Origin of the sequence: Helicobacter suis (assembly GCF_902196135.1) — a bacterium.
GTDB classification, from domain to species: domain Bacteria; phylum Campylobacterota; class Campylobacteria; order Campylobacterales; family Helicobacteraceae; genus Helicobacter; species Helicobacter suis_A.
Genome location: NZ_CABIKE010000004.1, coordinates 1 through 22,609 on the forward strand (window position 1 = coordinate 1; position 22,609 = coordinate 22,609).

24 protein-coding genes are annotated in these 22,609 nt (G+C 40.5%); 13 read left to right on the forward strand and 11 right to left on the reverse strand.

The genetic code is table 11. The features are described from left to right. Positions 1 to 120: 120 nt before the first annotated feature. From purB to ribE, 7 genes are all read right to left on the reverse strand, one after another. Positions 121 to 1,434 (reverse strand): adenylosuccinate lyase, encoded by a 1,314-nt coding sequence (gene purB, locus G6Q06_RS03475; RefSeq protein WP_163565748.1) that lies wholly within the window; start codon positions 1,432 to 1,434, stop codon positions 121 to 123. Beyond that, positions 1,435 to 2,379 (reverse strand): thiamine pyrophosphate-dependent enzyme, encoded by a 945-nt coding sequence (locus G6Q06_RS03480; RefSeq protein ID WP_163533469.1) that lies wholly within the window; start codon positions 2,377 to 2,379, stop codon positions 1,435 to 1,437. Positions 2,380 to 2,391: 12 nt separating this feature from the next. Next, positions 2,392 to 3,615, reverse strand: coding sequence for a 2-oxoacid:ferredoxin oxidoreductase subunit alpha (locus tag G6Q06_RS03485; protein WP_163565749.1), 1,224 nt, complete (start codon positions 3,613 to 3,615; stop codon positions 2,392 to 2,394). Then, positions 3,605 to 4,033, reverse strand: coding sequence for a 4Fe-4S dicluster-binding protein (locus G6Q06_RS03490; protein WP_163533471.1), 429 nt, complete (start codon positions 4,031 to 4,033; stop codon positions 3,605 to 3,607). Before G6Q06_RS03490 ends, G6Q06_RS03485 begins: the two co-directional genes overlap by 11 nt. Positions 4,034 to 4,042: 9 nt before the next feature. Further along, a complete protein-coding gene (locus G6Q06_RS03495; RefSeq protein WP_163533472.1) occupies positions 4,043 to 4,603 on the reverse strand; it encodes a pyruvate flavodoxin oxidoreductase subunit gamma in 561 nt (186 codons plus the stop codon). Positions 4,604 to 4,675: 72 nt separating this feature from the next. Then, on the reverse strand, positions 4,676 to 4,945 hold the full coding sequence (locus tag G6Q06_RS03500) for an EscU/YscU/HrcU family type III secretion system export apparatus switch protein (RefSeq protein ID WP_205426699.1): 270 nt from the start codon (positions 4,943 to 4,945) through the stop codon (positions 4,676 to 4,678). Then, a complete protein-coding gene (gene ribE, locus G6Q06_RS03505) occupies positions 4,945 to 5,577 on the reverse strand; it encodes a riboflavin synthase (protein ID WP_163565750.1) in 633 nt (210 codons plus the stop codon). Before ribE ends, G6Q06_RS03500 begins: the two co-directional genes overlap by 1 nt. A gap of 84 nt (positions 5,578 to 5,661) precedes the next feature. On the opposite strand from ribE, the gene G6Q06_RS03510 reads away from it, so the two are divergent. The 8 genes from G6Q06_RS03510 (at position 5,662) to mrdA (ending at position 12,410) form a co-directional block, all read left to right on the forward strand. After that, positions 5,662 to 6,432 carry a TatD family hydrolase gene (locus tag G6Q06_RS03510; RefSeq protein WP_205435848.1) on the forward strand — a complete coding sequence of 257 codons (771 nt, stop codon included), beginning with the start codon at positions 5,662 to 5,664 and terminating at the stop codon, positions 6,430 to 6,432. Then, positions 6,433 to 7,536, forward strand: coding sequence for a lytic transglycosylase domain-containing protein (locus G6Q06_RS03515; RefSeq protein WP_163565751.1), 1,104 nt, complete (start codon positions 6,433 to 6,435; stop codon positions 7,534 to 7,536). It abuts the gene before it with no gap. Positions 7,537 to 7,607: 71 nt separating this feature from the next. Beyond that, positions 7,608 to 8,519: a septal ring lytic transglycosylase RlpA family protein gene (locus tag G6Q06_RS03520; protein ID WP_163565796.1), complete on the forward strand. Its 912-nt coding sequence runs from the start codon at positions 7,608 to 7,610 to the stop codon at positions 8,517 to 8,519. Beyond that, positions 8,520 to 9,095: a hypothetical protein gene (locus tag G6Q06_RS03525; protein WP_163564049.1), complete on the forward strand. Its 576-nt coding sequence runs from the start codon at positions 8,520 to 8,522 to the stop codon at positions 9,093 to 9,095. It begins immediately after the preceding gene. After that, the gene (gene lptA, locus G6Q06_RS03530) at positions 9,089 to 9,616 is read left to right on the forward strand and encodes a lipopolysaccharide transport periplasmic protein LptA (protein ID WP_163564188.1); all 528 of its coding nucleotides are present in this window, start codon (positions 9,089 to 9,091) and stop codon (positions 9,614 to 9,616) included. Before G6Q06_RS03525 ends, lptA begins: the two co-directional genes overlap by 7 nt. Then, entirely contained in the window at positions 9,606 to 10,220 is a 615-nt protein-coding gene (gene yihA, locus G6Q06_RS03535; RefSeq protein WP_205426689.1) for a ribosome biogenesis GTP-binding protein YihA/YsxC, read from the forward strand. Before lptA ends, yihA begins: the two co-directional genes overlap by 11 nt. Next, positions 10,220 to 10,651: a hypothetical protein gene (locus G6Q06_RS03540; RefSeq protein WP_163533476.1), complete on the forward strand. Its 432-nt coding sequence runs from the start codon at positions 10,220 to 10,222 to the stop codon at positions 10,649 to 10,651. The genes yihA and G6Q06_RS03540 overlap by 1 nt, the downstream gene beginning before the upstream one ends. After that, on the forward strand, positions 10,638 to 12,410 hold the full coding sequence (mrdA, locus tag G6Q06_RS03545) for a penicillin-binding protein 2 (protein ID WP_163565752.1): 1,773 nt from the start codon (positions 10,638 to 10,640) through the stop codon (positions 12,408 to 12,410). Before G6Q06_RS03540 ends, mrdA begins: the two co-directional genes overlap by 14 nt. Here mrdA and serB read toward each other — a convergent pair. From serB to G6Q06_RS03560, 3 genes are read right to left on the reverse strand one after another with little or no spacing between them, the layout of a single operon-like run. After that, entirely contained in the window at positions 12,407 to 13,021 is a 615-nt protein-coding gene (gene serB, locus G6Q06_RS03550) for a phosphoserine phosphatase SerB (RefSeq protein WP_163565753.1), read from the reverse strand. The genes mrdA and serB overlap by 4 nt on opposite strands. Positions 13,022 to 13,029: 8 nt before the next feature. After that, positions 13,030 to 15,243 (reverse strand): carbamoyltransferase HypF, encoded by a 2,214-nt coding sequence (gene hypF / locus G6Q06_RS03555; protein ID WP_163565754.1) that lies wholly within the window; start codon positions 15,241 to 15,243, stop codon positions 13,030 to 13,032. Continuing rightward, on the reverse strand, positions 15,244 to 16,242 hold the full coding sequence (locus G6Q06_RS03560; protein WP_205426700.1) for an agmatine deiminase family protein: 999 nt from the start codon (positions 16,240 to 16,242) through the stop codon (positions 15,244 to 15,246). A 50-nt stretch (positions 16,243 to 16,292) separates the two neighbouring features. On the opposite strand from G6Q06_RS03560, the gene tsaD reads away from it, so the two are divergent. The 5 genes from tsaD (at position 16,293) to G6Q06_RS03585 (ending at position 21,056) form a co-directional block, all read left to right on the forward strand. Next, complete coding sequence (tsaD, locus tag G6Q06_RS03565; RefSeq protein WP_163565755.1) at positions 16,293 to 17,333, forward strand: tRNA (adenosine(37)-N6)-threonylcarbamoyltransferase complex transferase subunit TsaD; 1,041 nt, start codon at positions 16,293 to 16,295, stop codon at positions 17,331 to 17,333. A 43-nt stretch (positions 17,334 to 17,376) separates the two neighbouring features. Next, the gene (locus tag G6Q06_RS03570; protein WP_163564054.1) at positions 17,377 to 18,987 is read left to right on the forward strand and encodes a methyl-accepting chemotaxis protein; all 1,611 of its coding nucleotides are present in this window, start codon (positions 17,377 to 17,379) and stop codon (positions 18,985 to 18,987) included. 11 nt (positions 18,988 to 18,998) lie between these two features. Next, positions 18,999 to 19,571, forward strand: coding sequence for a ComF family protein (locus G6Q06_RS03575; RefSeq protein WP_240329201.1), 573 nt, complete (start codon positions 18,999 to 19,001; stop codon positions 19,569 to 19,571). Between the two features lie 196 nt (positions 19,572 to 19,767). Next, positions 19,768 to 20,148 carry a hypothetical protein gene (locus G6Q06_RS03580; protein ID WP_163565757.1) on the forward strand — a complete coding sequence of 127 codons (381 nt, stop codon included), beginning with the start codon at positions 19,768 to 19,770 and terminating at the stop codon, positions 20,146 to 20,148. Positions 20,149 to 20,189: 41 nt separating this feature from the next. Further along, the gene (locus G6Q06_RS03585) at positions 20,190 to 21,056 is read left to right on the forward strand and encodes a hypothetical protein (RefSeq protein ID WP_163565758.1); all 867 of its coding nucleotides are present in this window, start codon (positions 20,190 to 20,192) and stop codon (positions 21,054 to 21,056) included. 312 nt (positions 21,057 to 21,368) lie between these two features. Here G6Q06_RS03585 and ispF read toward each other — a convergent pair whose 3' ends face one another. Further along, positions 21,369 to 22,550, reverse strand: coding sequence for a 2-C-methyl-D-erythritol 2,4-cyclodiphosphate synthase (gene ispF / locus G6Q06_RS03590; RefSeq protein ID WP_163565759.1), 1,182 nt, complete (start codon positions 22,548 to 22,550; stop codon positions 21,369 to 21,371). Positions 22,551 to 22,609 lie beyond the last annotated feature (59 nt).

Genomic DNA, 22,609 nt, shown 5'->3' on the forward strand with positions numbered 1-22,609 from the left:
GGGGGGGGGTAGACTACTTTTTCATAGCACGCTACAAGTGCATCTACTTTTTGATCTTGTAGCTTAGTGATTTGTATTGCCATGCCTACCCTTTTATTAAATATCTATTGTAATAGAATCTCACCAAATACCAAAAACCCGTGCAAAGATTTGATCTGTATTTTTCAGATAATAGCTAGTATCAAAACACTCCTTTAAAAAGCTACGATCAACTTTTTCTAAACGGGGGTCTTTTAAAAGCGTGTGTAAAAAGCAATCTGGGGTGTGTTTGCCTTGTTGTAAACTTTTCCAAACTTTAGCGGCGTTTTCTTGAATGATAGTATAACTCTGCTCTTTACTAAAACCTAGTTTAGGCAACTCTAACAAAAGCCGCTGTGAAAAAATCAGCCCCCCCGTTTTTTCTAAATTTTGTTGCATATTCTCCGGATAAACCACTAAATTTTTTAAAAGTGTTGTGAGGCGATCGAGCATAAAATCTGTTGTGGTGAAAATATCCGGGAAAATAAAGCGCTCTACTGAACTATGGCTAATATCGCGCTCATGCCAGAGTGCAACACTCTCCATCATAGGCATACAATACCCACGAATCACACGGCAAAGACCGGTAATATTCTCACTAAGCACCGGATTGCGTTTATGAGGCATGGCTGAACTCCCCTTTTGCCCCTCACTAAAATATTCCTCTGCCTCATAAACTTCTGTGCGTTGGTAGTGGCGGATATTGATCACAACTTTCTCACAACTGCTAGCTAGTAGTGCTATGGCATTGATCATTTTAGCGTGGCGATCTCTAGAAACTACTTGGTTTGTAATGGGGGCGACTTTAAGGCCTAACAAAGCACAGGTAATTTCCTCTAATTCTAAGGGGATATGTGCCAAATTACCCATTGCACCACTAATCATGCCAACCCCCACTTCCTCTAACACAACTTTTAAAGACTGCATATGCCGCCACATTTCATCAAACCACAGCGCCCACACTAGCCCAAAAGAGAGAGGCTCACCGTGGATACCATGGCTTCTGCCAATAATAAGCGTGTCTTTAAATTCGTAAGCTCGCTTTTTAAGTACGGCTAAAAGCGCGTCTAAATCGTTTAGAATGATTTTAAGGCTTTCTTGTAACAGCAAGGCTAGAGCTGTGTCAATACAATCGCTAGAGGTGATGCCATAGTGGAAAAACCGCGCTTCATCGCCTAGATTCTCACACACAGCATTAATAAAGGCTATCACATCATGTTTTGTAATTTTCTCTAAGGCGTGGATACGCTCTAGACTAAACCATGCTTTTTGGATTTTTTCACAATCTATAGCACTCATCAAACCTAGTTGATACCACGCACTAGCAACGGCTTTTTCAACCTTTAGATAAGTGTCAAATTTGTTTTGTAAACTCCATAAGGCTAACATCCCCTCCCTAGCATAGCGATCAAGCATTTAAACCTTAGCTTCTTCGCGTCGTTGTAAGTACTCCCAACGGGTGTCTACATCTTTTTGTAAAGCTTCAATGATGTGTTCGTTTTCTTTTTTAAATAAATGGGCAAATCGTTTTTGCACACCTAAATAATCGCGCACGGGCAAAATATTGCGCGGGCGGTAGGTGATTTTTAATTCTGTGCCATGGAAAATTTCAAAGAGGGGGAAAATCAGACAATCCACCGCTAAATCTGTCATTTCAATGGCTAAAGAGGAATGGTATCTCCACTCAGTTGGACAGGGACTTAGCGCGTTAATAAAACATGGGCCTTCTGTATCTAGCGCGGTTTTAATTTTCTTATTCATGTCTTTCCACTTATTAGGGGCAAGTTGAGCGGTGTAGGGAATGCCATGAGCGGCCATGATTAGGGGTAGATCTTTTTTGCGCTCTTTTTTCCCAAAACTGACTTTGCCTGCGGGGGTGGTACTTGTGCTCGCTCCCATAGGCGTACTCCCACTCCTTTGCCCGCCGGTATTAGCGTAGTTTTCATTATCCAAACAAATATAAGTCATGTCATGCCCGCGTTCTAAACAACCACTGATAAATTGAAACCCAATATCATAAGTTGCGCCATCGCCTCCAAAAGCCACAAATTTAGGCCGTTGCCCTGTATATTTGCCTTTTCTAGCTAGAGCTTTATACATGCTTTCTGCGCCACATACAGCTGTAGAGCCATTTTCAAACCCTACATGAATCCAAGGTACATCCCAAGAAGTGTGGGGATAAACCGCTGAGCACACTTCTAAACAGCCCGTAGAATTACCCAGCACAATAGGTCCATCTACGGCGTTGAGTACCTCGCGTATGATGATGCCATGCCCACAACCCGGACAAAGAAGGTGTGAGCCTTCAAACTTTTCAGCCGCTTGGCTAAAACTCTTAAGTGTCTTGACTTCTTTAACCATGTGTTCTCCTTTTTAGAAATAAGACAATTCAGGACCATTAAGTCCGATAAATTGTTGGGTGGGGTGGGTAAGCCCCCCTTTTTTAGCGTCTTGCACTAATGCCTCAAAGATAGAATCTAAATTAGCTTGGGTTAAGTCTCTCCCGCCTAGCCCATAAATATAATTACTTAACACGGGGTGTTTGGAGCCGGGGGCTTGGTATAAACTGGCTGCAATCTCATTAAAGAGCGCACCTAGTGCACCAGAAGGGGAGCTTTTATCCATGATAGCCACCGCTTTAGCATTTTTAAGCGCATTAGCAAGTAATTCAAAGGGGAAGGGGCGTAGTAAATGCGTGGTAACTACACCGGCTTTAACCCCTTTTTCGCGGGCTTTTTTAGCCGCTACTATGGCAGATTCATAGGTAGTGCCTAAAGCAAAAATAACCACTTCCGCATCTTCTATTCCAAAGGTTTCAATGAGATTGTATTGGCGACCGGTGATCTTGGCAAAATTGCCAAAAATTTCTTCTAAAACACTGCTAGAGTGCATAATGGCATGGTGGAGTTTAGCTTTGTGTTCAAAATGCCACTCCTCTTCTGCCTGCGCCCCATAGCTAACGGGTTTATCAAAGTCTAGCATAGAATGCACACTCAAATAATCCCCCACAAATTTATAAGCAACCGCATCGCTAAGTGGGCGTACATTTTGCACGGTGTGAGAAGAAAGAAATCCGTCTTGGTGCACCATGACAGGTACGCGCACTTCTGCATGTTCGGCTAGTTTAAAGGCCATAAGCGTAAAATCATAAACTTCTTGGGGATTACAGGTACAAAGGCTGATCCAACCACTATCGCGTCCTAAATACATATCTGAATGATCGCAGTGGATATTAAGCGGAGAGGCTAGGGCGCGATTAGCCACATTGAGTACAATAGGTAAACGCATACCAGAGGCTTGATAAAGCACCTCTACCATTAAGGCAAAACCTTGTGAGCTAGTAGCTGTACTTACCCGCCCCCCAGCCGCAGCCGCCCCCACGCATGCACTCATAGCCGCATGCTCAGATTCAACTAGTACAAACTCGCCATCAATATAGCCATTGTCTTTAAATGAGCCGTAGTTTTGGATAATGGGTGTGGAGGGAGTGATAGGATAGGCCGCTACAACATCTACTTGGGCTTGGCGCAGGGCATGCGCGCTAGCCGTACAACCATCCCAAGCTTCTACGGCATTCATTTGATAACTAGAAGCCATTATAACCCCCTTCTGTACGGTAACTCTTCTTTTTAATGCCCGGTGTTTTCTCCGGCCACTTAGTAAGCGCCTCCTCTAAGGGTTCAAGATTATCAAACATGAGCAAAGATTTAGGATTAGTGGGGCACACATCTACGCACACCCCACAACCCTTACAGTGCTCATAATCTACCCCGCTCATTTTACCCTCACGAGATAGAATAGAGGCATCCGGGCAATAAACCCAGCAATTAAAACAATTAATACAAACTTCTTTATTATGCACGGGTTTTTCCACACGCCAATTGGCTACGCTAGCTGTAAAAGAACTTTCTTGGGTGTAGTTGCGCGTATCGTTATGTTTGTTTAATTCCTCCTGCCCTTCTTTTTCAAAGGGAAAGAGTACAGCACCAATTGCAAATTCTTGCCAATTATTCATGGGAGTCCTTTATTGTACTTGTTGATAGGCTTGATCAATAGCCATCATGTTAGCATCAATTAAAGCCTGAGTCATCTTTTTACCCAATACTTCTTTGAAAGTGTTTTTAAAAAACTCTAACTCTAGCATGCCAGAAACTTTCATCAAAGCCCCTAACATAGGCGTATTAGGAATGGGGCGTTTGATTGTATCCATCGCTATTTTAATGCAATTAAGCGTGTAGAGTTTTTTGTTAGCCAAATCAGGCTTTTTCTCTAATAACTCTTCTTTAGAAAGGTGGGTGGTGATAATGTAAGTGGTTTCCTCTTTTTCATCTTCTGTAATATTTGCAATAAAAGTTAACCCCGGATCAATCACTAAGACATAATCTGGATTCATGAATTTTTCATGGTTTAAAATAGGCTCTGAATCAATCCGGTTATACGCCGTCATCGCCGCCCCTCTTTTAGCCGAACCATAGACTGCAAAGCCTTGCACTTCTTTGCCTGTAGTGGCCACCACATCGGCTAAACCCTTAGCCCCCGTAACTGCCCCCTGTCCAGCTCTTGCATGCCATCTAATCTGTAGCATTTTACTCCTTATTGATGTAGATTTATAAACACGAAGCCGCGCCATTATACAGCTAAAATAAGAAATTTTGATTTAATAACTCATTTGGCGATCTTTTTCTAAATCCTGTAGCCAGATAAAGACCTCAACCACACTTTGGTAAAGTTCAGGCGGAATTGCATGATCTACCGGTAAATGCAATAAAGATTCTACCAGAGTCTCGTTACAAAAAAGCGGAATATCAAAGGCTTTGGCTTTTTGCATAATGGCCTCTGCAATGCTACCCACGCCACTAGCTACAACCTTTGGCGCATGATCTTGCTCAATATTATAGGCTAGCGCTACAGCTTTTGGCATGCCCATTAATAACCCATCACCAAGGCATCCATCTCTTGCCACGAAACAATATTTCTTGTAGCGCTATTTTTTGTATGGCGCAAGAAATGAGCAATGGATCGCACTAACATATCGCTTTCAATATTAACCCGCCGTCCTTTTTGATAAGAAGCAAAGAGGGTATTTTTAAAGGTGTGTTCAATGATGACTAATTCAAAAAAATCTGTTTCTATGCTAGCAAGAGTAAGACTCACCCCATCAATGGCAATAGAACCCTTAGGAATGCATAACTCTAAAATATGCGTAGGGGCTTTAATTTGCACACAAACTTGATTACCCACAGGTTTACTTCCTAGTACAACGCCTATTCCATCAACATGCCCTTGTACTAAATGCCCATCTAGGCGATCGCTAGCCCTTAAGGCTGGCTCTATATGCACTAATGATCCCGGACGATAATTTTCTAGCGCGATGCTTTGTTGTGTGTGCGTACTTAGCTGCAAAGAAAAACCCCCTTGAAAAATCCCAACCACAGTCAAGCAAGCCCCATTAACAGCGATACTATCCCCAATTTTAGGCCGATACTGGCTTTTAAGCGCTAGTAAATCGCCTGAAAAGGAGTTTACAACAGCCATTTCTTGGATTAGTCCACTAAACACGCCTCAATCCTTTAGTTTTTAATGTATATGGCGCGTAAATTATAGTACAATGGAGCTTTTTTATTATCATTAGAGGAAATAAATATGGAGCTTGTGGACACCCATTGCCATTTAGATCACCCCTCCTACCAAGCAGATTTTTTAGAAGTGTTGCAAAGTGCCCAAGAAGTGGGAGTACAGACAGCGATTATCCCTGCAGCTAGTCCTAAGGATTTAAAACGCGCTATTGATCTATGTGAAACCTACCAGAATTTATACTTTGCTGTGGGAGTACACCCCTTAGACTTAGAAGAATTTGATCTAAATGTTTTAAGAGAGCATATTACACACCCTAAATGCGTGGCTGTGGGGGAGTGTGGGTTAGATTATCACCGCCTAGAAACACCCGATCAAACAATAATAGCACGCCAAAAAGAGACTTTTATTACACAAATTGATCTAGCCTTAGAGTTTGAAAAACCCTTAATTGTGCACATTAGAGAGGCTAGCGAAGATGCCTACTTGATTTTAAAACAATACCCAAAACTCAAAGGGGTTTTACACTGCTATAATGCCCACCCCTTGCTTTTAAAACTCTCCTCTCAGTTTTACTATGGGATCGGAGGTGTGGCAACTTTTAAAAATGCCAAAAACTTAGTAGCCATTTTGCCTCAAATTCCTTTAAATCGTTTGTTATTAGAAACCGATGCGCCCTATCTCACACCCCACCCTTTTAGAGGCCAACGCAACGAACCCCACCACATTCCTTTAATCGCGCAAAAAATAGCAGAGGTGTGTTGCATTAACTTAGAAGATCTTGCCAAAACCACTACACATAATGCCAAAACTCTCTTTGGCTTACCAAAGGTTTCTTAAATGACTCCACCCTTAAAAAAGTTTTTTATCCTTTTACTTGGCTGTACTTTTTTAATACCAAATCTTAATGCCCAATCTGTTATCAATAACACGAGTTTAAAAACCTTAAATGCCTTTGGGGTAGATGTAGCGTTTTTAACAAGTGTACAAAATACACAAACCCTTGAGGGTGTACAACAAACCTTTGGCAAATTAGTACAACACTACGATGCCAATGGGATTTTTATTCCCACCATTAAAAGCATGCTTATTCAGGCTAATATCCCCGTAGAATTCTTATTTTTAGCTATGGCAGAGTCTAAGTTTTCTACCCGTGCTTGCAGTGTGAAGAAGGCTGTAGGGATTTGGCAACTCATGCCAGAGACGGCTAAGATGCTAGGTTTGCATGTGGGGCGTTATTTAGATGAACGGCGCGATCCGATTAAAAGTACGCAAGCGGCAATTCGCTACTTCCACATGCTTTATAAACAAACCAAACAATGGTATTTAGTGGCTATGGCTTATAATTATGGGCTTAGAAGAGTACAAGAGGCGGTCATGCTAGCAGGCACGGATAATATCAATGTGCTTTTAGATGAGGATAAAAAATTTCTACCTAAAGAAACACGCCACTATATCCGCTCTATCTTGAGTTTAGCCATTGCCTTTAATAACTTAGATACACTAGGGCACAAAGCCTACTTACTCAATCGTGGCGCTAGACAAAGCTTAGCGAGTTTAGAGTTACAAGGGGGGACTTTACTCTCAGAGATAGCCAAAAGTGCGCACCTCTCTTTATCAGAACTCAAAACCTACAACCACCAGTTCCGTTATAATTTTCTACCCACAGGAACTTCTAGTATGGTCTATATCCCTTATGAGAATCTAGCCTATTTTAGGCAACATTATAAGCCGGGTAGTGGTGTGGCCACGCTTTTTATTAGGCATAAAGTCAGACCTAAAGAAACTTTATATTCTATCGCCCGCAGATTCCACACAAGTGTTGCGGCGATCAAATCTGCTAATAATCTAACAAGTTCTTATTTAAGCCGTAACCAACAGATCATGATCCCTGTGCTTAAAAAGTCCTACCACTCTAAAAAAGTGGCACAAAATGAGTTTTGATGAAAGATAGTTACATTTTAGCAGCATTGTGTATCGCGCTGGTGAGTTGTACTAAGCCAAAAAGTACCCAAGTGAGTACACCGGTTACACACTCTATTTTTAGTAAACATGAAAGCTTGCGGGCTTATGAAGACGCCAGAGATTTTGGATCGCCTGAGCAATCCCGTTCTCATAAACATTCCTTTTTCTCTTTCTTCCACCGCCATAAAAAGAATAAACAACCTCAATCTATAACTCCCTCTTCTACTAGCTTGACAGCGGGCATGCGCGATTCAGAGGCAATACAACGCGCTACAATGCGTCCTTATAGCGTGGGTGGGAAAATGTATTATCCAACTAGAGTTAATGTCGGGCAGACCTTTGATGGTTATGCTAGCTGGTATGGCCCTAATTTCCATGCTAAGCGTACCAGTAATGGGGAGACTTATAACATGTACGCCCATACAGCGGCCAATAAGACCTTACCGATGAATACTATTGTCAAGGTTACTAACAAAAATAACAATAAAAGTACAATTGTGCGCATTAATGATCGCGGTCCCTTTGTGGCTAATCGCATCATCGATCTTTCCAATGCTGCTGCTAGAGATATTGCTTTAGTGGGCAAAGGGGTCGCTCCGGTGCGTTTAGAGGTGCTAGGCTTTGGAGGGCTAATTGCTAAGCAATATGAACAATCACTTGATCAAAACAAGCAAGCTACAGTACTCAAACAAGAGTTTAAAGTAGGGGAGAGTCAAAAAACTTATAGCGGAGGCAATTTTTCTTTACAAATGGGAGCTTTTAGAAGCCAACAAGGAGCACTCCAAGCAAAAAGGGCTTTACAAGCGAGTTTAAAAGAAAAGAGCTACACCACCCAAGTAGTACAGGGGATTAAAAATAATAGACCCATTTATCGCGTTTTTATTGAGGGTTTTAAAAGCCAAGATGAAGCTAATGACTATGCTAAGAATTTGGGTAAACCTAGTATTTTGGTGCGTGAATAGGTGCGCTTAAATTCTGTATGGCTATTTTTTATCGGTTTAGCCATTGCTATGGGGGGGTTGATTTTATTTTTTCTTAGACCACAAAAAGATACAATGCCCACAAGTAAAAAATTTGCCAAAATTGAACTACATAACTTTGATGCCTTCCAAACCAACACGATAGATACGGATCTAAGTATTAAGGGGAGTAGAGCTTTGCAATTTAGCGATCATGAAGTACTCTATAATTTTACTTTGAGTAAATTTGATCCAAAAAACCAGATGCTTGAACATGCCAAAGGGGAGGAATTGATTCGGCATGAAAATCTCTATAATTTTCCAAAAGGTGTACTCTACACCACCAGTAACCACGAAAGTTTTTGGAGTCAGAAAGGGGTTTATGATCACAGCAAGCAAACTTTTCAAGGGCAGGGTGATTTTTTACTTAGCGCACCAGAGGGGGATTTTAGCGGCCAAAATATCGCCTATGATCACATCACTAAAATCCTGAAAGCCCAAAGTATCCATGCCATTATCAATCTAGCTAGCGCAGAGCGATCACAAAAAACCCCGCGCTCTCAAAGCTTTAAATTTTGAAAAGATTATTATGTTATCTGTTACTTGTGGGGTTAGTTTCTGCTTTGCCTATTAAAGAAACTTTAGAAGTTACCGCGGATAAATTTTTAGCCAATGATTTAAAGAAAACCACCATTATTGAAGGGCATGTACACATCAAAAAGGGTAAAGATACACTTATAGCTAATAAAGTAATTATTTACACCAATGAAAAGCGCCAACCCACTAGATACGAAGCTTACGGGGATGTTAAGTTTCATTTGTTTACCCAAGATGGGCGAGAAGTTGAGGGGCATTCTGATCGGTTGATTTATGACGCCCTCAAACAAGAATACCGCCTCTTACAAAATGCAGTGGTTAATGAAATAGGTAAAGTCAACTCTGTTAAGGGCGAGGAAATTATCTTAAGCAAAGAACATGGCTATGCTGATGTACTAGGAAGCAAGGATAAGCCGGCTAGATTTGTCTTTGATATGGAGGATGTACAACAAACACAGAAAAAACAGAAGGCTAAGAAAGCTAAGCAAAAACATGCCCATTAAAGTTTTAAAAACCCACTTTGTGCGATCTAGTACGCGTCTGCAAGATTGCCCGCCGGCTAACATGGCTGAAGTGGCGTTTTTAGGCCGTAGCAATGTTGGTAAAAGTACTTTTATTAACCAGCTTTTAGAGTGCAAGATTGCCAAAAGTTCAGCCACACCGGGTAAAACTAAAACGGCTAATTTCTTCACCACCACTTGGCAATTAGATCAAGAGGTGGTTAAATTTGGCTGTGTGGATTTGCCCGGATTTGGGTATGCCAAAGTCTCTAAAAGTTTAAAACAAGAGTGGGAGGGGTTTTTATATACCCTTTTAAAGCAACGGGTGAGTATCAAACTATTTTTACACCTCATAGACTCTAGACACCCTAATTTAGAAATAGATACAGCGTTGCAACAATTCTTAAAGAGTGTGATCAAACCCGATCAACAGATCATGTGTGTTTATACCAAGTTTGATAAATTAAATAGCCACGATCAACACGCCCTTTATGATAAAACCCCACACTTGCTTGTTAGCACTCTAAAAATAGCAACTCTATCCCCTAAATTTGGATCGTTAAAGGGTATCCAACAAAGAGTGATTCATGCTTTGTTAGGTTTATGATGCAAGCGCTCCCCTATTCTCTTTATGGCCTATGTTTTTATCTTTATAGCAACCTGTGTAGCCTCTATCCTACCATGCCCCCCTTGATTGGATTTTTATTTATCCTTTATAAAACACGAGAAACTAAAGAACATCAAGATCGCTATGTGGTGTGGATTTTTATCTGCCTTTTGCTTTTAGAGGCTATCCATCAAGAACCTCTAGGGTTTTTAATTTTGCTTTTTATCCTCTATGAGGAATTAGCAATCAAGCGCCTACTAAGTATTTTACAAGAACACATTCTATGGAACGCCTTTCACATTCTAGCCATTTATGTACTCTACTTCACTTTGCTTTCTTCTTTGCATAACACCCCCTTAAAGATGTGGGATTATCTCCTCTTTTGTAGCGTTGTAGAGTTTGTGTTGTGGAGAATTTATGCAAAGTCTTAGACACCGCTTGACTTTGGGTTTTTTGGCCTTTGTGTGGGCGGTGCTTTTATTGCGTATTTTCATTTTAACCATTAAAACCAATGATTACTTTGAACAGCTTGCTTTGCGCAACATGACTAAAAAAGAAATTCTAGTCCCCACGCGCGGGCTTATCATGGATAGACGCCACGAATTACTTGCCATTAATGAATTAGGTTTTAGTATTTCTCTAGCCCCTTCTCTTAAAAAAGACACACTACAAACCCAATTAGAATTTTTACAGCATTATTTTCCTACCCTAGATATTCAAGATGCCCTAGAAAACTACCAGCGCCAAAATTCTTTTTATAACCATAACACAATCCCTATTTTAGATTTTGTCCCCTATGATAAGATGCAAACCCTCTACCCTAAACTTTTATTAAACCCCCAAATTTATATCACAGCAACTAATAAACGCCATTATCCTAATAACACCCTAGCCTCCCATGTCATTGGGTATTTAGGGGCAGCTGATAGCAAAGATTTACAAAGCGATCCAAAAAGCCAATACACCCACACCATAGGCAAAACAGGCTTAGAAAAGCAATATAACGATCTTTTACAAGGCGAGATGGGTTATAAGCTTGTAAGTGTCAATGCGCTTAATCAAGAATTAGAAGTGTTAAAAAAGCAAGAACCAAAGACAAATAATAATTTAATTCTAAGTTTAGATAAACGCTTGCAGCAACGAGCCGATGCGCTTTTTGTAGATAAACGCGGGGCGTTAGTGGTGATGGATATACACACTGGAGAGATTTTAGCTGCCGGTAGTTATCCTGAATATAACCTTAATGAGTTTATCGGGGGCATTAGTGTAGCTAATTGGAAGAATCTACAAGAGGATATTTATAACCCTTTATTAAATCGCTTTATAAATGGGCTGTATCCGCCCGGATCGGTGGTGAAAATGGGTTCGGCTTTAAGTTTTTTAGAATACCTCCCTATCACCGAGAAAACGCAAATCCCCACCCCCGCTTATATTGAGGTGGGCAAACGCAAGTTTAGAGACTGGAAACCCGGAGGGCATGGAGAGAGTAATTTATACAAGGCTATTAAAGAGTCTGTAGATGTTTATTTTTATAAATTTGCTTTAGATATTTCTATTGAAAACCTAGCCAAAACCTTAAGACAAATGGGATTTGGGAAAAAAACAGGGATAGATTTACCCAATGAATTTGTTGGAATCTTGCCCGATCCTAGCTGGAAAATGAAACGATTTGGAGATGTGTGGAATACGGGCGATACTTTAATCACCTCCATAGGTCAGGGTTCTTTTTTAACCACCCCTATACAAGTGGCTAATTACACCGCCTTAATTGCCTCAGGCAAGCTCCCCACTCCCCACTTTTTTTTAAAAGGCCAATTTCCCGTTAAAGATGTGTTAAATACTTTCCAAAAATCTAAACTAAGTGCCTTGCGTCAGGGCATGTATGAGGCTTGTAGCACACAAGGGGGGACGGCATATTACAGCACGCGAGGGGTTAAGGTGGCTTTGGCTTGTAAGACGGGTACGGCTCAGGTTGTAGAAATTGATCAAAGCACTAAAACCCGTATTAAAGAACAAGATATGGAGTATTTACACCGCTCCCATGCTTGGATCACCGCCTTTTTACCTTATAAAAAACCTAAATATGTGATCACCATTTTAGTTGAACATGGAGGCGGGGGGAGCAAAAACGGGTTTATTCTTAAAGAAATGGCCAATGCCTTAGTGGAATTAGGCTATATCAAGCCCTAAACATATTCTAAAATCTCGCGTAAATCTGTTGTTTGCGCCACGATCTTAGCCGCTTTTTTAACAATTTCTTTTGCATTAAAGGCAATACTTATATCAGCTAAGGCAAACATGCCAATATCATTAGCCCCATCTCCGACAACTAAAGTCTGCTTAACCCCCAAAAGCCCTTGTAATTTTTGTAAAAACTCAAATTTAGAATCCCCGCGCATCATCGGGCCACTTACTTGCCCATTTAACACCCCTTTTTCTACATGTAAAGTGTTGCTAAAATCCCCGTCTAATTTTAACTTCTCTTTAAAAAATGAGGTGGCTAATGTAAAGCCCCCACTAAAACACACCACTTTATAACCCCGTGCCTGTAAACCCGCCACCACTTCATAAGCCCCCTGCTGTAAAGGCAGGTTTTCACAAATATTTTTAGCTTCTTTAAAATCCATGCCTTTTAAACACGCCACCCGGTGCATCAAACTTTCATAAAAATCCATTTTCCCCTCCATAGCTTTTTGTGTGATCGTTTGTATTTCTGTGCCTGCTTTGTAAGCTTGAGCCAAAACCTCTAAAGTCTCAACCTGAATTAAAGTTGAATCAAAATCAAATACCGCTAGTTTCATGGTGCTCCTTAAAACTTTAAATTGGCCAGAAAATGCACCTGCCCAAAGGCTAAACCTGCATCGCTACAGGGCAAAAGTTTAGGCAGAAAAAAGGGGTGGTTTTTAAATAAATCTGTAATACATTCGCATAAAAGGCGGTTTAAAAACACCCCACCCCCAAAGAGTATGGGCAGGTTATAAGATTGTGCTAGATTTAAAGCGATGTGGGCTAGGGTGTTGTGGAATTTTCTAGCCACTAGGGCATATTTTTTTTGTAAAATCTCGGTTTGCATTTCCTCTAGCATGGAGGCATAAAGGATTTTTTGATCGTGGATTTTAAAAGAATAATGCGCATTGCTTGGCACACTTCTTGCCAAACTTTCTAATTGCATCGCCACTTGCCCCTCATAGGTATTAAGCGCGCCCACACCACAAAAGGCAGCAATAGCATCAAAGAGGCGGCCTAAAGAAGTGGTAGAACACACCTGAATTTGTTTATCTAGCATGTTTTGAAGAGTGAGAGCATAAGGAATTTTAAGGCGCTCTAATAGATCTGTTAAATGGTATTGATAAGCTAAAGCATAGCCTAGTACTTTAGAATCTTTAATGAGTTGCTCTGATTGAGGGATTAAAAAACTCTTTAAAGATAAAATCCGCTCCACTTGCCAAGATTTTTTAAAACATGCTTTAAAGACTTCACAGCCCCATAATTCTTGGTTTTCCCCAAGCCCAAATCCATCGGCAATAAAACCTAGAATCTCCATTCCCTCCCTAAGGCTGTGTTCTAGCTCCCATTCTCCTAATAGCGCGTGAAAATGGGCTCTATGGTGTTGAATAGGCATTAATTTAGTTTTATTAAAAGCTATTTCTTGTCCAATTTGGCTAGAAATATATCTAGGGTGTTTATCAATACCAACATTTTCAGGCTGTCCGTATAATTTCGTGTAAAAATCTAGCGTGTTTTTATAATGCTCAATACTAGATACACTTTCTAAAGAACCTAAATCCGGCACGATCAAAGCTGTATCTTGGTGTGCAAAACATAAACTCGCTTTATGATGTGCTCCCATGCCAACTAAAAAAGATTTAGCTTTTATGTTTAAATAAAGGGGGGCTAGGCCTCTGGCTAAACGCACAATCCCCATTTGTTGCCCCACACAGCGCACCACGCTATCATCAATGCCATGCACAATAGGGCGATTGTGATCTAAAATATATTTTAAGGGTAATTTATCTTGCAGACTTTTTAAATCTGTAATAATGGGTTCACCTTTTACATTTGCGCTAGTAAAAACAAGCGATCCACAGGCACGCGTTAGTAGATAATGCAACCCGCTATAAGGCAAAATCACACCCAAGCTATCTAAATTAAGCGCTAAATGATCAAAGTGGTTATTTTTCTTAAGAGCTAGTACAATGGGAGCTATTGCTGAGCTAAGAGCCTCACGCTCTAAAGAGTTTAAATGCACAACTTCTAAGGCTTTTTCTAAAGAGGGTAACATCATCGCCAAAGGTTTAAACGGCCGCGCTTTGATTGTACGGATAGTTTGCACAGCCTTTTTATTTTCTGCTTGACATACAAGTACAAAGCCCCCAATGCCTTTTAAACCCACCACTTCCCCGTCTAAAATAGCCTCAATAGCTTTTTCTAATGGCCTTTTTGTGTGTGCACCTTTGTGGTCATAAAAAGTAAGAGAAATGGGACAATGTGGGCAAGAAAGACTTTGGGCAAAAAAGCGGCGGCTTTGTGGGTTATGATAATCTTGTGTGCAGTCTTGACAGAGGGGGAAGTTTTGCATAGAAGTATGGGCGCGATCGTAGGGCAAAGTATAAAGTAAACTAAATCTAGGCCCACAATGTGCGCAGGCAACAAAGGGATAGTTAAAAAAACGGCTGGAAGGGCCATTAAAATCTTTTAAACACGCCTCACAAATAGCTAAATCTAAAGGTAAGCTATCTTGCAGGCTTAGGCGTGGGGATAGACTAGGGGCGATGATAAAATCTTGTGTTTTTAGGGGGGGGTGGCTGTGGTGTTCTAGGTGGCTGATGTAAGCTTTATGGGGTAATTTAGTTTTTAAAGCCTGTAAAAAAGCAGGCAATAGCGCCTCCTCTAGCACCACCTCCACCCGTCCGCCTATATTGCGTACAAAACCATGTGCGCCTAATTCTTTAGCTAATTTATAAACAAAGGGCCTAAAACCCACCCCCTGTACGCGTCCACTAATAATAATTCTTATATGCATTTAATAAAGTTGCATCGTCGCGCAGTGCAAACTCCCATGTTCTCTAATCAAGATAGAACAATCAATGCCCACCACTTCTAATTGGGTGTATTTCTCTAAAATTTTAATAGCAATTTCATCGGCTGGATCGTCATAAGTGGGGACAAATAACACCCGTTGCCCCCCGCTATTGGCAAATAAAAAATTAGCATAGGTAGCAGGTAGGCGTTTTTCTTGGTAGTATTTAGGGCTTGGTAGGGGCAAAGGGATCAAACGATAAGATCGCCCCTCAAGAGTTTTAAACTTTTTTAATTGTTGTTCCATTTGCTTTAAAGGCTGGTAATGTGAATCGCTAGTATCACCACAGGCAACATAGGCAATGGTTTGTGGGTCTAAAAAGCGCGCGAGAGTATCAATGTGCCCATCTGTATCATCGCCTTCTAAGGGGGGCGTATTTAACCATAAAATACGCTTTAAACCCAGTTCTTGTTTAAGAAGTGCACTGATTCTATTGAGTTCTATATTAGGGTTGCGATTAGAATCTAATAAACACACTTCATTAACAAGCAAAGTTCCCGCTCCATCGCTTTCTACTCCCCCCCCTTCTAAAACTAAATTTACATGGCGTAAAGGGTGTTTTAATAGCCCCTTTTGGGCTAATTTGGCACTCATAGCATTGTCTAAAACGGATGGATACTTCCCCCCCCACCCATTAAAAATAAAATCTAAATAAAGCAAAACCCCATTAGTTTCTACGCATAAAGGCCCAAAATCGCGTACCCAAGTATCGTTGTATTCAACTAGGATAATTTGTACTTGCAAACGCGCTAAACGATCTTGAGCCTGTGTGTCATTTGGGTGTACACAGACTAAAACCTGTTGGTATTTAGAAAGCGCGCAAATGCAGTTATAAAAACTATCCTGCGCTTCCTCTAAATACGCCCCCCAATCACTGACAACATGGGGAAAGGCGATTAAAATCGCGCTTTGCTCCTCCCACTCAGCCTTAAATCGCTTCACCTCAACCTCCAAAAAACTTTTATTTGCTATTATATCTTAGTGGAGAGTGCATGGTTTTAAGCATTGAAAGCAGTTGTGATGATTCTTCTTTGGCTTTAACTTGTCTACTAAGTAGCCAACTTTTATGGCATGCTAAAATCTCTCAAGAGAGCGCACATAGCCCTTATGGAGGCGTTGTACCCGAACTTGCCTCGCGTTTGCATGCAACCAATTTACCCATACTCTTAGAAAAAGCAAAGTCTTTTTTAAATCAAAAAGGGCATTCTTTTAGCGATCTTAAAGCTATCGGGGTAAGCACTTGCCCGGGTCTTAGCATCACGCTTTTAGAGGGGCTGATGATGGCTAAAACTTTAGCGCTAGGGCTACAAATCCCCCTTATTAGTGTTGATCACCTCAAAGGGCATTTGTATTCACTCTTTATTAATAACCCTCAAGCCGAGTTTCCTTTAAGCGCGCTACTTGTCTCTGGAGGGCATACTTTACTCTTAGAATGTAATAGCCACACGGATATAAAAATTATTGCTAAAAGCTTAGATGATAGTTTAGGCGAAAGTTTTGATAAGGTTTCTAAAATGCTAGGTCTTGGTTATCCCGGGGGGCCCATTGTTGAAAACTTAGCCCAATCTTGTTTAAATAGTGATGCCTTAGATTTTCCGCTTCCTCTCAAACATAACAATAATTTAGCTTTTAGTTTTTCGGGTTTAAAAAATGCCGTGCGCTTAGCTATTTTGGAGCAAAAAGAGCAAGGTGAGCTTTCAAAAGTGTTTCAAGCGCGGGTGTGTGCGGGTTTTCAAAAAATAGCATGCGCGCATTTATTACGGGTTTTAAGAAACTACTTTAGCAAAAAAGAGATTGTTCACTTTGGTTTAGTAGGCGGGGTGAGCGCAAATTTATTTATCCGCCAAGCCATTGAAAAGCTTTGTCAAGAATTTCAGATTCAATTATGGCTTGCTCCCTTAGAATTTTGTAGCGATAATGCGGCCATGATTGGGCGTTGTTGTGTACAGAGTTTTAAATACCAAGAATTTGCGCCTCTGCAGACTTTAGACATTTGCCCGCATACTTCTTTGCCCTATGTGGGCCAAACATAGTTGTAATTTTGCTATCATAGCAACTTGTATTGCTTACAAGGAGATGCCTGTGTTAGAAATGTTAAGTAGTTCTCGGACTAGAACTGTGATCTATCTAGTTGTCCTTTTAGGTCTTTTTACTTTTTTTATCTTCACAATCGTCAAGCGCGATTATGCTAATTTAACCGAAATACAGGGGCGTATGGTAGCTCAAAGCATCAATGCCTCCATTATTAATGCAATTGTACAGGCCATCACGGTGGGTACAACTAAGGCAATTTATAAAGCCATTGATGATACTAATAAGTTGCCCGGGGTAAAAATGAAGTTTTATCCCGGAGAGCCAGATATCCGCCTCTTTGGCTTAAACCAAACCTTTACCAAAGATCCTAGGGTGTTAAAGTTTTTTAAAAATCCAAAGTTGCCTCAGGAAATTTTTACGCATGGGGAGGGTAAAGATAAAGAGGTGGTGGTACTCCAGCCTTTAGCAGGCGATGCGCAGTGTGTGAGTTGCCACACGAATAACAAGCCCGGGGATATGATTGGGGTGATGGAGGTTAAACTCTCCTTGAAAGATTCTTATAACAACGCTAAAACATTTAGTGGTAGAACTTTAAACTGGATGATAGGAATTTCTGCAGGAATCATTATCCTACTTGTAACGGTAGTACAAATCAATGTTATTAGACCCCTTGCTAGATTTAGAGACACGGCTAAAGATCTCGTTTCTTCTAAAGAGGCGGATTTGACCAAGCGCTTAAATATCAAAACTAGAGATGAAATCGGAATTGTAGCTGGCTTTATCGATCAATTCTTTGATAAAATTACAGAAATTGTCCGCGTTGGTAAGCAAATTGTTGCAGATACTAACCATACAGGTGAATCTATGCAAGAATCTGCAACAACTCTAAGACAAACAGCTATAAGAGAATTAGAGGCTGTAGAAAGTCTTAAACAAATTAACCGCGAGGTGGAGGAAAATCTGCAACTAGCGCAAGGTAACTTAGGCGAAACCATTGCCAATTTGGATACAACCGATGTAACTCTTAATGAATTTATCAGCAAAATCCAAAATTCTGTGGATTTGATCCTTGCTTCTGCACAAGGGCAACAAGAAATTGCCACCGATTCAACCGCACTTGTCCAGCATGCTACTGAAATAAAAAGCGTGCTTTCTATCATTGAAGAAATTGCCAATCAAACCAATTTATTAGCCCTTAATGCTGCCATTGAAGCAGCTAGAGCGGGTGAACATGGCAGAGGCTTTGCTGTGGTGGCTGATGAAGTGCGCAATCTAGCTAGTAAAACCCAAAAATCTCTAGGTGAGATCACAGCAATGGTGAATATGGTAACCCAAAGTATTGAAAGCATGGGTGAGAGAGTACAAAATATCGCCACCCAATCTAAAGAGGTTTCTGATAAAACTTCACTTCTGATTGAGGATGCCAAAAATGCTAAGGATAATCTGACTCTAACCAAGCAAAAATCCCAAGATACGGTGAATCAAAATAAAACGGTTCTAGCCAAGATGGAAGAATTAGGTCAGGTGATCACTAATTTTTCTAAAATCTTTACAGAAGTTAAAGAGATACGCAAAAGTCTGGAGGATTACAACACACAAATCATTACACAAAATAAAGAGTTGGGGAAAGAATTTGATAAATTTAAAGTCTAGCCTTGCGCTGTATGCTGTGTCTGGCATGGACTAGACCCTTTAGCCTTCTTTGTAAGCGTTGTTATGATCATTTGCCTCTTGTCTTCCAAACCCAAATGATACACGGCTTGCCCGTTTATAGTTTCTATCTTTACGAGGAGATAGAAATGCTTCTTAAAAGCAAATATAAAACACTAGGTAGCCGTATTTTAAGCTTACTCTCTCAAAGGGCAAGAGAATATTTTTATACCCACTACACTTTTAAATCCTCCCCTCTTTATGCCTTGCCCATTGATGATCACATTAAAAGAGGCTATTCACATACAGCTATTATTGCCAACACTTTTTGTAAAGGAGAACTTAAGAATCACTGCAAAGCAGTTTATGCCAAACTCATGGCTAGATCTAATGTAACTTATGCTGGAACTAGCTACCAATTTAGACAAAAACACAAAAAAGACTTTGTTTTTAAAGGAGATCCTCATCTTAATTATTTTCTAGTTGATGATGTACTCACTACGGGTAGTACGATGCAAGAGGCTATAAAGACCGTAACAGATACTGGGGCACGCGTGATCTTTGCTTTAGTGTTGGCTAGGGTTTAGTGTAGGTTTTTGATCTAGCTAACAGGCAATAAACGCGATTTGCACGAGATTTTTGCCAAAAATATTAGAATCTTAAAAGTTGATCATAGAAGTTTGGATTAGCACATTAGATTTTGTGTGATAAGCGCGGGTTTTGTTAAAGATTACCTAAAGGCAATAAATCTTACGATAAAGTTTATCGCTTAAAGGAAAACCCATGAAACTAGCTAAGTTCCCCCTACTTTGTGATGGCCAAAGAATCACCAGTCTAGAACAACTTAAAGAGCATTTTAATCTCTTAGATGTGTTGGAACATTACAAAACAGGCCGCTTACAGCGTTGGCTTAGATCGCGTGGGCTCACAAGCCAACTAGAAAGCGTAGAAGCCATCAATGCCCCACAGGATACAGAAATTTTAAGCGCGCTGTGCCTTGTATTTGAGATAGAGGCAGACAAGCAGATGATCCAAGAGGTGTTAGAAAGCCACAAAAATAGTACAGAAAAAGAGACGCTCAAAGCAGGGATTAAGGCATCTAAAACACAAGTACAAACCTTACCAATCTCCACCCCCCCCCCCCCCCGCAGACTTCCGGCCTAGAGGATAAAACAAAGAGTTATAACACACTTAAAAAAGAATTCTTGGAAGCTAAAAGTTTTATAGGAGGTAAGCAAGCCTTAAAAGAGTTGCTTGAAAATCATGGCGATTTGTTAGAAAAAGATAAAAGGGAAATAACAAATCAGCTAGGTTGGTCTATTATTAAGGAGAGTGGCCCAGAAGATTATAGAAAAAAAGTTTTTCAGGCTCTCCTTTTGTACTTTCTAGCCAGTCCTATTTTTGATGCAAATGAGATTGAAGAGGGGTGGATAACAAAGCTGGGTATGTTCGGGAATGATGTAATGAGTGCAACAGGTGCATCTCTATTTAATCTAACAGATATAGAATTATCCATGTCTCTACAAAAAAATCCAGTAACGAGTAAAATAATGGCGACATTTAATAAATCTATTACAATGGGAGGTTTGGGGACTCTGGGTCCGAGGTTTTATACACTCCAGGGTACAGATATAGGTCAAGAACAAATGTTTCAAATGATATCTCAAATGGTATCTCAAGACATGGGCATGGATCAAGAACAAATGACTCTGGTTTTGTTCCAAGCGCTATCTCAAGTAATACCTCAAGAAATTGGCATAGATAAAGAGCGATTATCCAAATTTCTATCAACATCAAGAGTGGGAAAAATGATAGGGGTATTGTCTGGACTCCCAGTAGGCGTGGATGATATTAAGCAGCTGTTGCCCGTACCTTATTTAAGAAGAGAGTTATTTGGTAAGGATAATTCTAGGAGGGAAGCGTTAGTGAAGACATTGCAAACAGAAGCCTATGATTTTGGTAAACTTGTTTGTTTAGCCTGTACAGCTTACGACGATCTCTTTTCATTTGTTGATAAAGATAACCAACCGCTTAAATGCATCGGTGAGCCCTATACATCACCCGCACTTTAAAATTACTCCCATTGCAAGAAATAACCCTATCCCGAGAAACGGCCTTAACCTTAAGTCAATGGGGCGGCAGACTAGGTGGACGGAGCGGAGTAGAAGAAATATTCTATATAGAACTTGATTTCTAAAAACTCTTAGTCTACAGATTTAACTGCTAACCCCAACAAATAAAGACCCATGTCTTTATTCTTTTATGCGCGCTTGATTGGCTGTCAAGGGGGGTTATTTCTAAAGTAGTAGAGAGTTTATAGAGTGATCTTTAGCGCGTTATGTGTGATCTTTATACTGACTAAAGCATAACTCTAGCAATTTTTCTTACATATTTTCTTGATCAACAGCACTTAACGCACTTGTTTGGACTAATACCTGCGCGCCTATCCCCTCTTTTCTCCCGATAAAGCCTAGCCCTTCAAAGGTAGTGGCTTTAATGTTAATCGCCCTTTTATTTAAATTTAATAGATCAGCTAAGCGCGATTTAATCGCCTCTTTGTAAGGCGCGATTTTTGGCATGTCAGCTAAAAGGATGCAATCAATGCTTTCTATAGTGTGTCCCATTCCCTGCGCTAGGTGATAAATTTGGCTGAGCATTAAACTTGAATCCATGTTTTTAAAGCGTGGGTCTTGATCGCTAAAATACATGCCAATATCCCCGCCTTTAATCGCCCCTAAGATCGCATCTATAAGAGCATGTAAAAGTACATCTCCATCGCTATGGGCTTTAAACCCTTGCTCTTTACTATCTTTAGGATCAATAAGAACCCCGCCTATTTTCATAGATTTATTGGCTTCAAATCCATGTACATCAAATCCTAAACCGGTATGGGTTGTCAAACAGCTTGTGTAGGGAGGCAAATCTTGAGCAAAGGTGATTTTATGCAAATCTAAACTACCCTCTATGTAGGCTACCTGTCCTCCACTGCTTAAAAGCGCGCTACTCTCATCGCTAAAATTTCCCTTACTATAAGCCTCTTTAAGTTTTTCTGTCCGGCAAATCTGGGGGGTTTGTATATGCAAGGTGCGGGCACGATCTAAAAGAGTGTAGCCTTGATTTTCTAAAACCATCGTATCAGAGGCGCTTAAAGCTGGGGCGATGCCATCTAATTTAGGTTGGTTTTTAAAATAATCTAACATTTTTAAAAACATCTGTGCCCCCCCAATAAAGCGCGCCACATCGCTTACCACCACAAAGGGGGTTTGTACTAATTTAAGCGCATTTAGCACCGATTCTTGGCGGCTTTCTCCGCCTAAAATCACGCTAAGCTCCAAGTCCTCTAAAGCTTGCTTAATATAAATTTGCTCTAAAGAGTTGCTAACCACTAGAAAAATGCGCTCAAAACAACCCAAAGCCTTAAAATCTCTATAGACTTTCTCCCATAAAGCTAGCCCCTGATAAATCCACCATTGTTTTTTAATAGGGGGCAATTTAGGGGGCAGACTTTTAATAAAGCGGCTACTTGAACCCGCAGCAAGCAAAATAAGCGAAAAACTTCTTTCCAAAACAAACTCCATAGACAAATTTAAAAGCCCTTATCCTAGCTATTTAAAATTAATAAGAG

Bases quoted from the DNA above. Each gene is read 5' to 3' on its own strand.
- serB (WP_163565753.1), bottom strand. From the start codon at position 13,021: ATGAAACTAGCGGTATTTGATTTTGATTCAACTTTAATTCAGGTTGAG.
- yihA (WP_205426689.1), top strand. From the start codon at position 9,606: ATGCCCATTAAAGTTTTAAAAACCCACTTTGTGCGATCTAGTACGCGT.
- tsaD (WP_163565755.1), top strand. From the start codon at position 16,293: ATGGTTTTAAGCATTGAAAGCAGTTGTGATGATTCTTCTTTGGCTTTA.
- G6Q06_RS03580 (WP_163565757.1), top strand. From the start codon at position 19,768: ATGAAACTAGCTAAGTTCCCCCTACTTTGTGATGGCCAAAGAATCACC.
- G6Q06_RS03575 (WP_240329201.1), top strand. From the start codon at position 18,999: ATGCTGTGTCTGGCATGGACTAGACCCTTTAGCCTTCTTTGTAAGCGT.
- G6Q06_RS03495 (WP_163533472.1), bottom strand. From the start codon at position 4,603: ATGCTACAGATTAGATGGCATGCAAGAGCTGGACAGGGGGCAGTTACG.
- G6Q06_RS03570 (WP_163564054.1), top strand. From the start codon at position 17,377: ATGCCTGTGTTAGAAATGTTAAGTAGTTCTCGGACTAGAACTGTGATC.
- G6Q06_RS03480 (WP_163533469.1), bottom strand. From the start codon at position 2,379: ATGGTTAAAGAAGTCAAGACACTTAAGAGTTTTAGCCAAGCGGCTGAA.
- purB (WP_163565748.1), bottom strand. From the start codon at position 1,434: ATGCTTGATCGCTATGCTAGGGAGGGGATGTTAGCCTTATGGAGTTTA.
- hypF (WP_163565754.1), bottom strand. From the start codon at position 15,243: ATGCATATAAGAATTATTATTAGTGGACGCGTACAGGGGGTGGGTTTT.
- G6Q06_RS03490 (WP_163533471.1), bottom strand. From the start codon at position 4,033: ATGAATAATTGGCAAGAATTTGCAATTGGTGCTGTACTCTTTCCCTTT.
- G6Q06_RS03485 (WP_163565749.1), bottom strand. From the start codon at position 3,615: ATGGCTTCTAGTTATCAAATGAATGCCGTAGAAGCTTGGGATGGTTGT.
- mrdA (WP_163565752.1), top strand. From the start codon at position 10,638: ATGCAAAGTCTTAGACACCGCTTGACTTTGGGTTTTTTGGCCTTTGTG.
- G6Q06_RS03515 (WP_163565751.1), top strand. From the start codon at position 6,433: ATGACTCCACCCTTAAAAAAGTTTTTTATCCTTTTACTTGGCTGTACT.
- G6Q06_RS03540 (WP_163533476.1), top strand. From the start codon at position 10,220: ATGCAAGCGCTCCCCTATTCTCTTTATGGCCTATGTTTTTATCTTTAT.
- G6Q06_RS03500 (WP_205426699.1), bottom strand. From the start codon at position 4,945: ATGGGCATGCCAAAAGCTGTAGCGCTAGCCTATAATATTGAGCAAGAT.
- G6Q06_RS03510 (WP_205435848.1), top strand. From the start codon at position 5,662: ATGGAGCTTGTGGACACCCATTGCCATTTAGATCACCCCTCCTACCAA.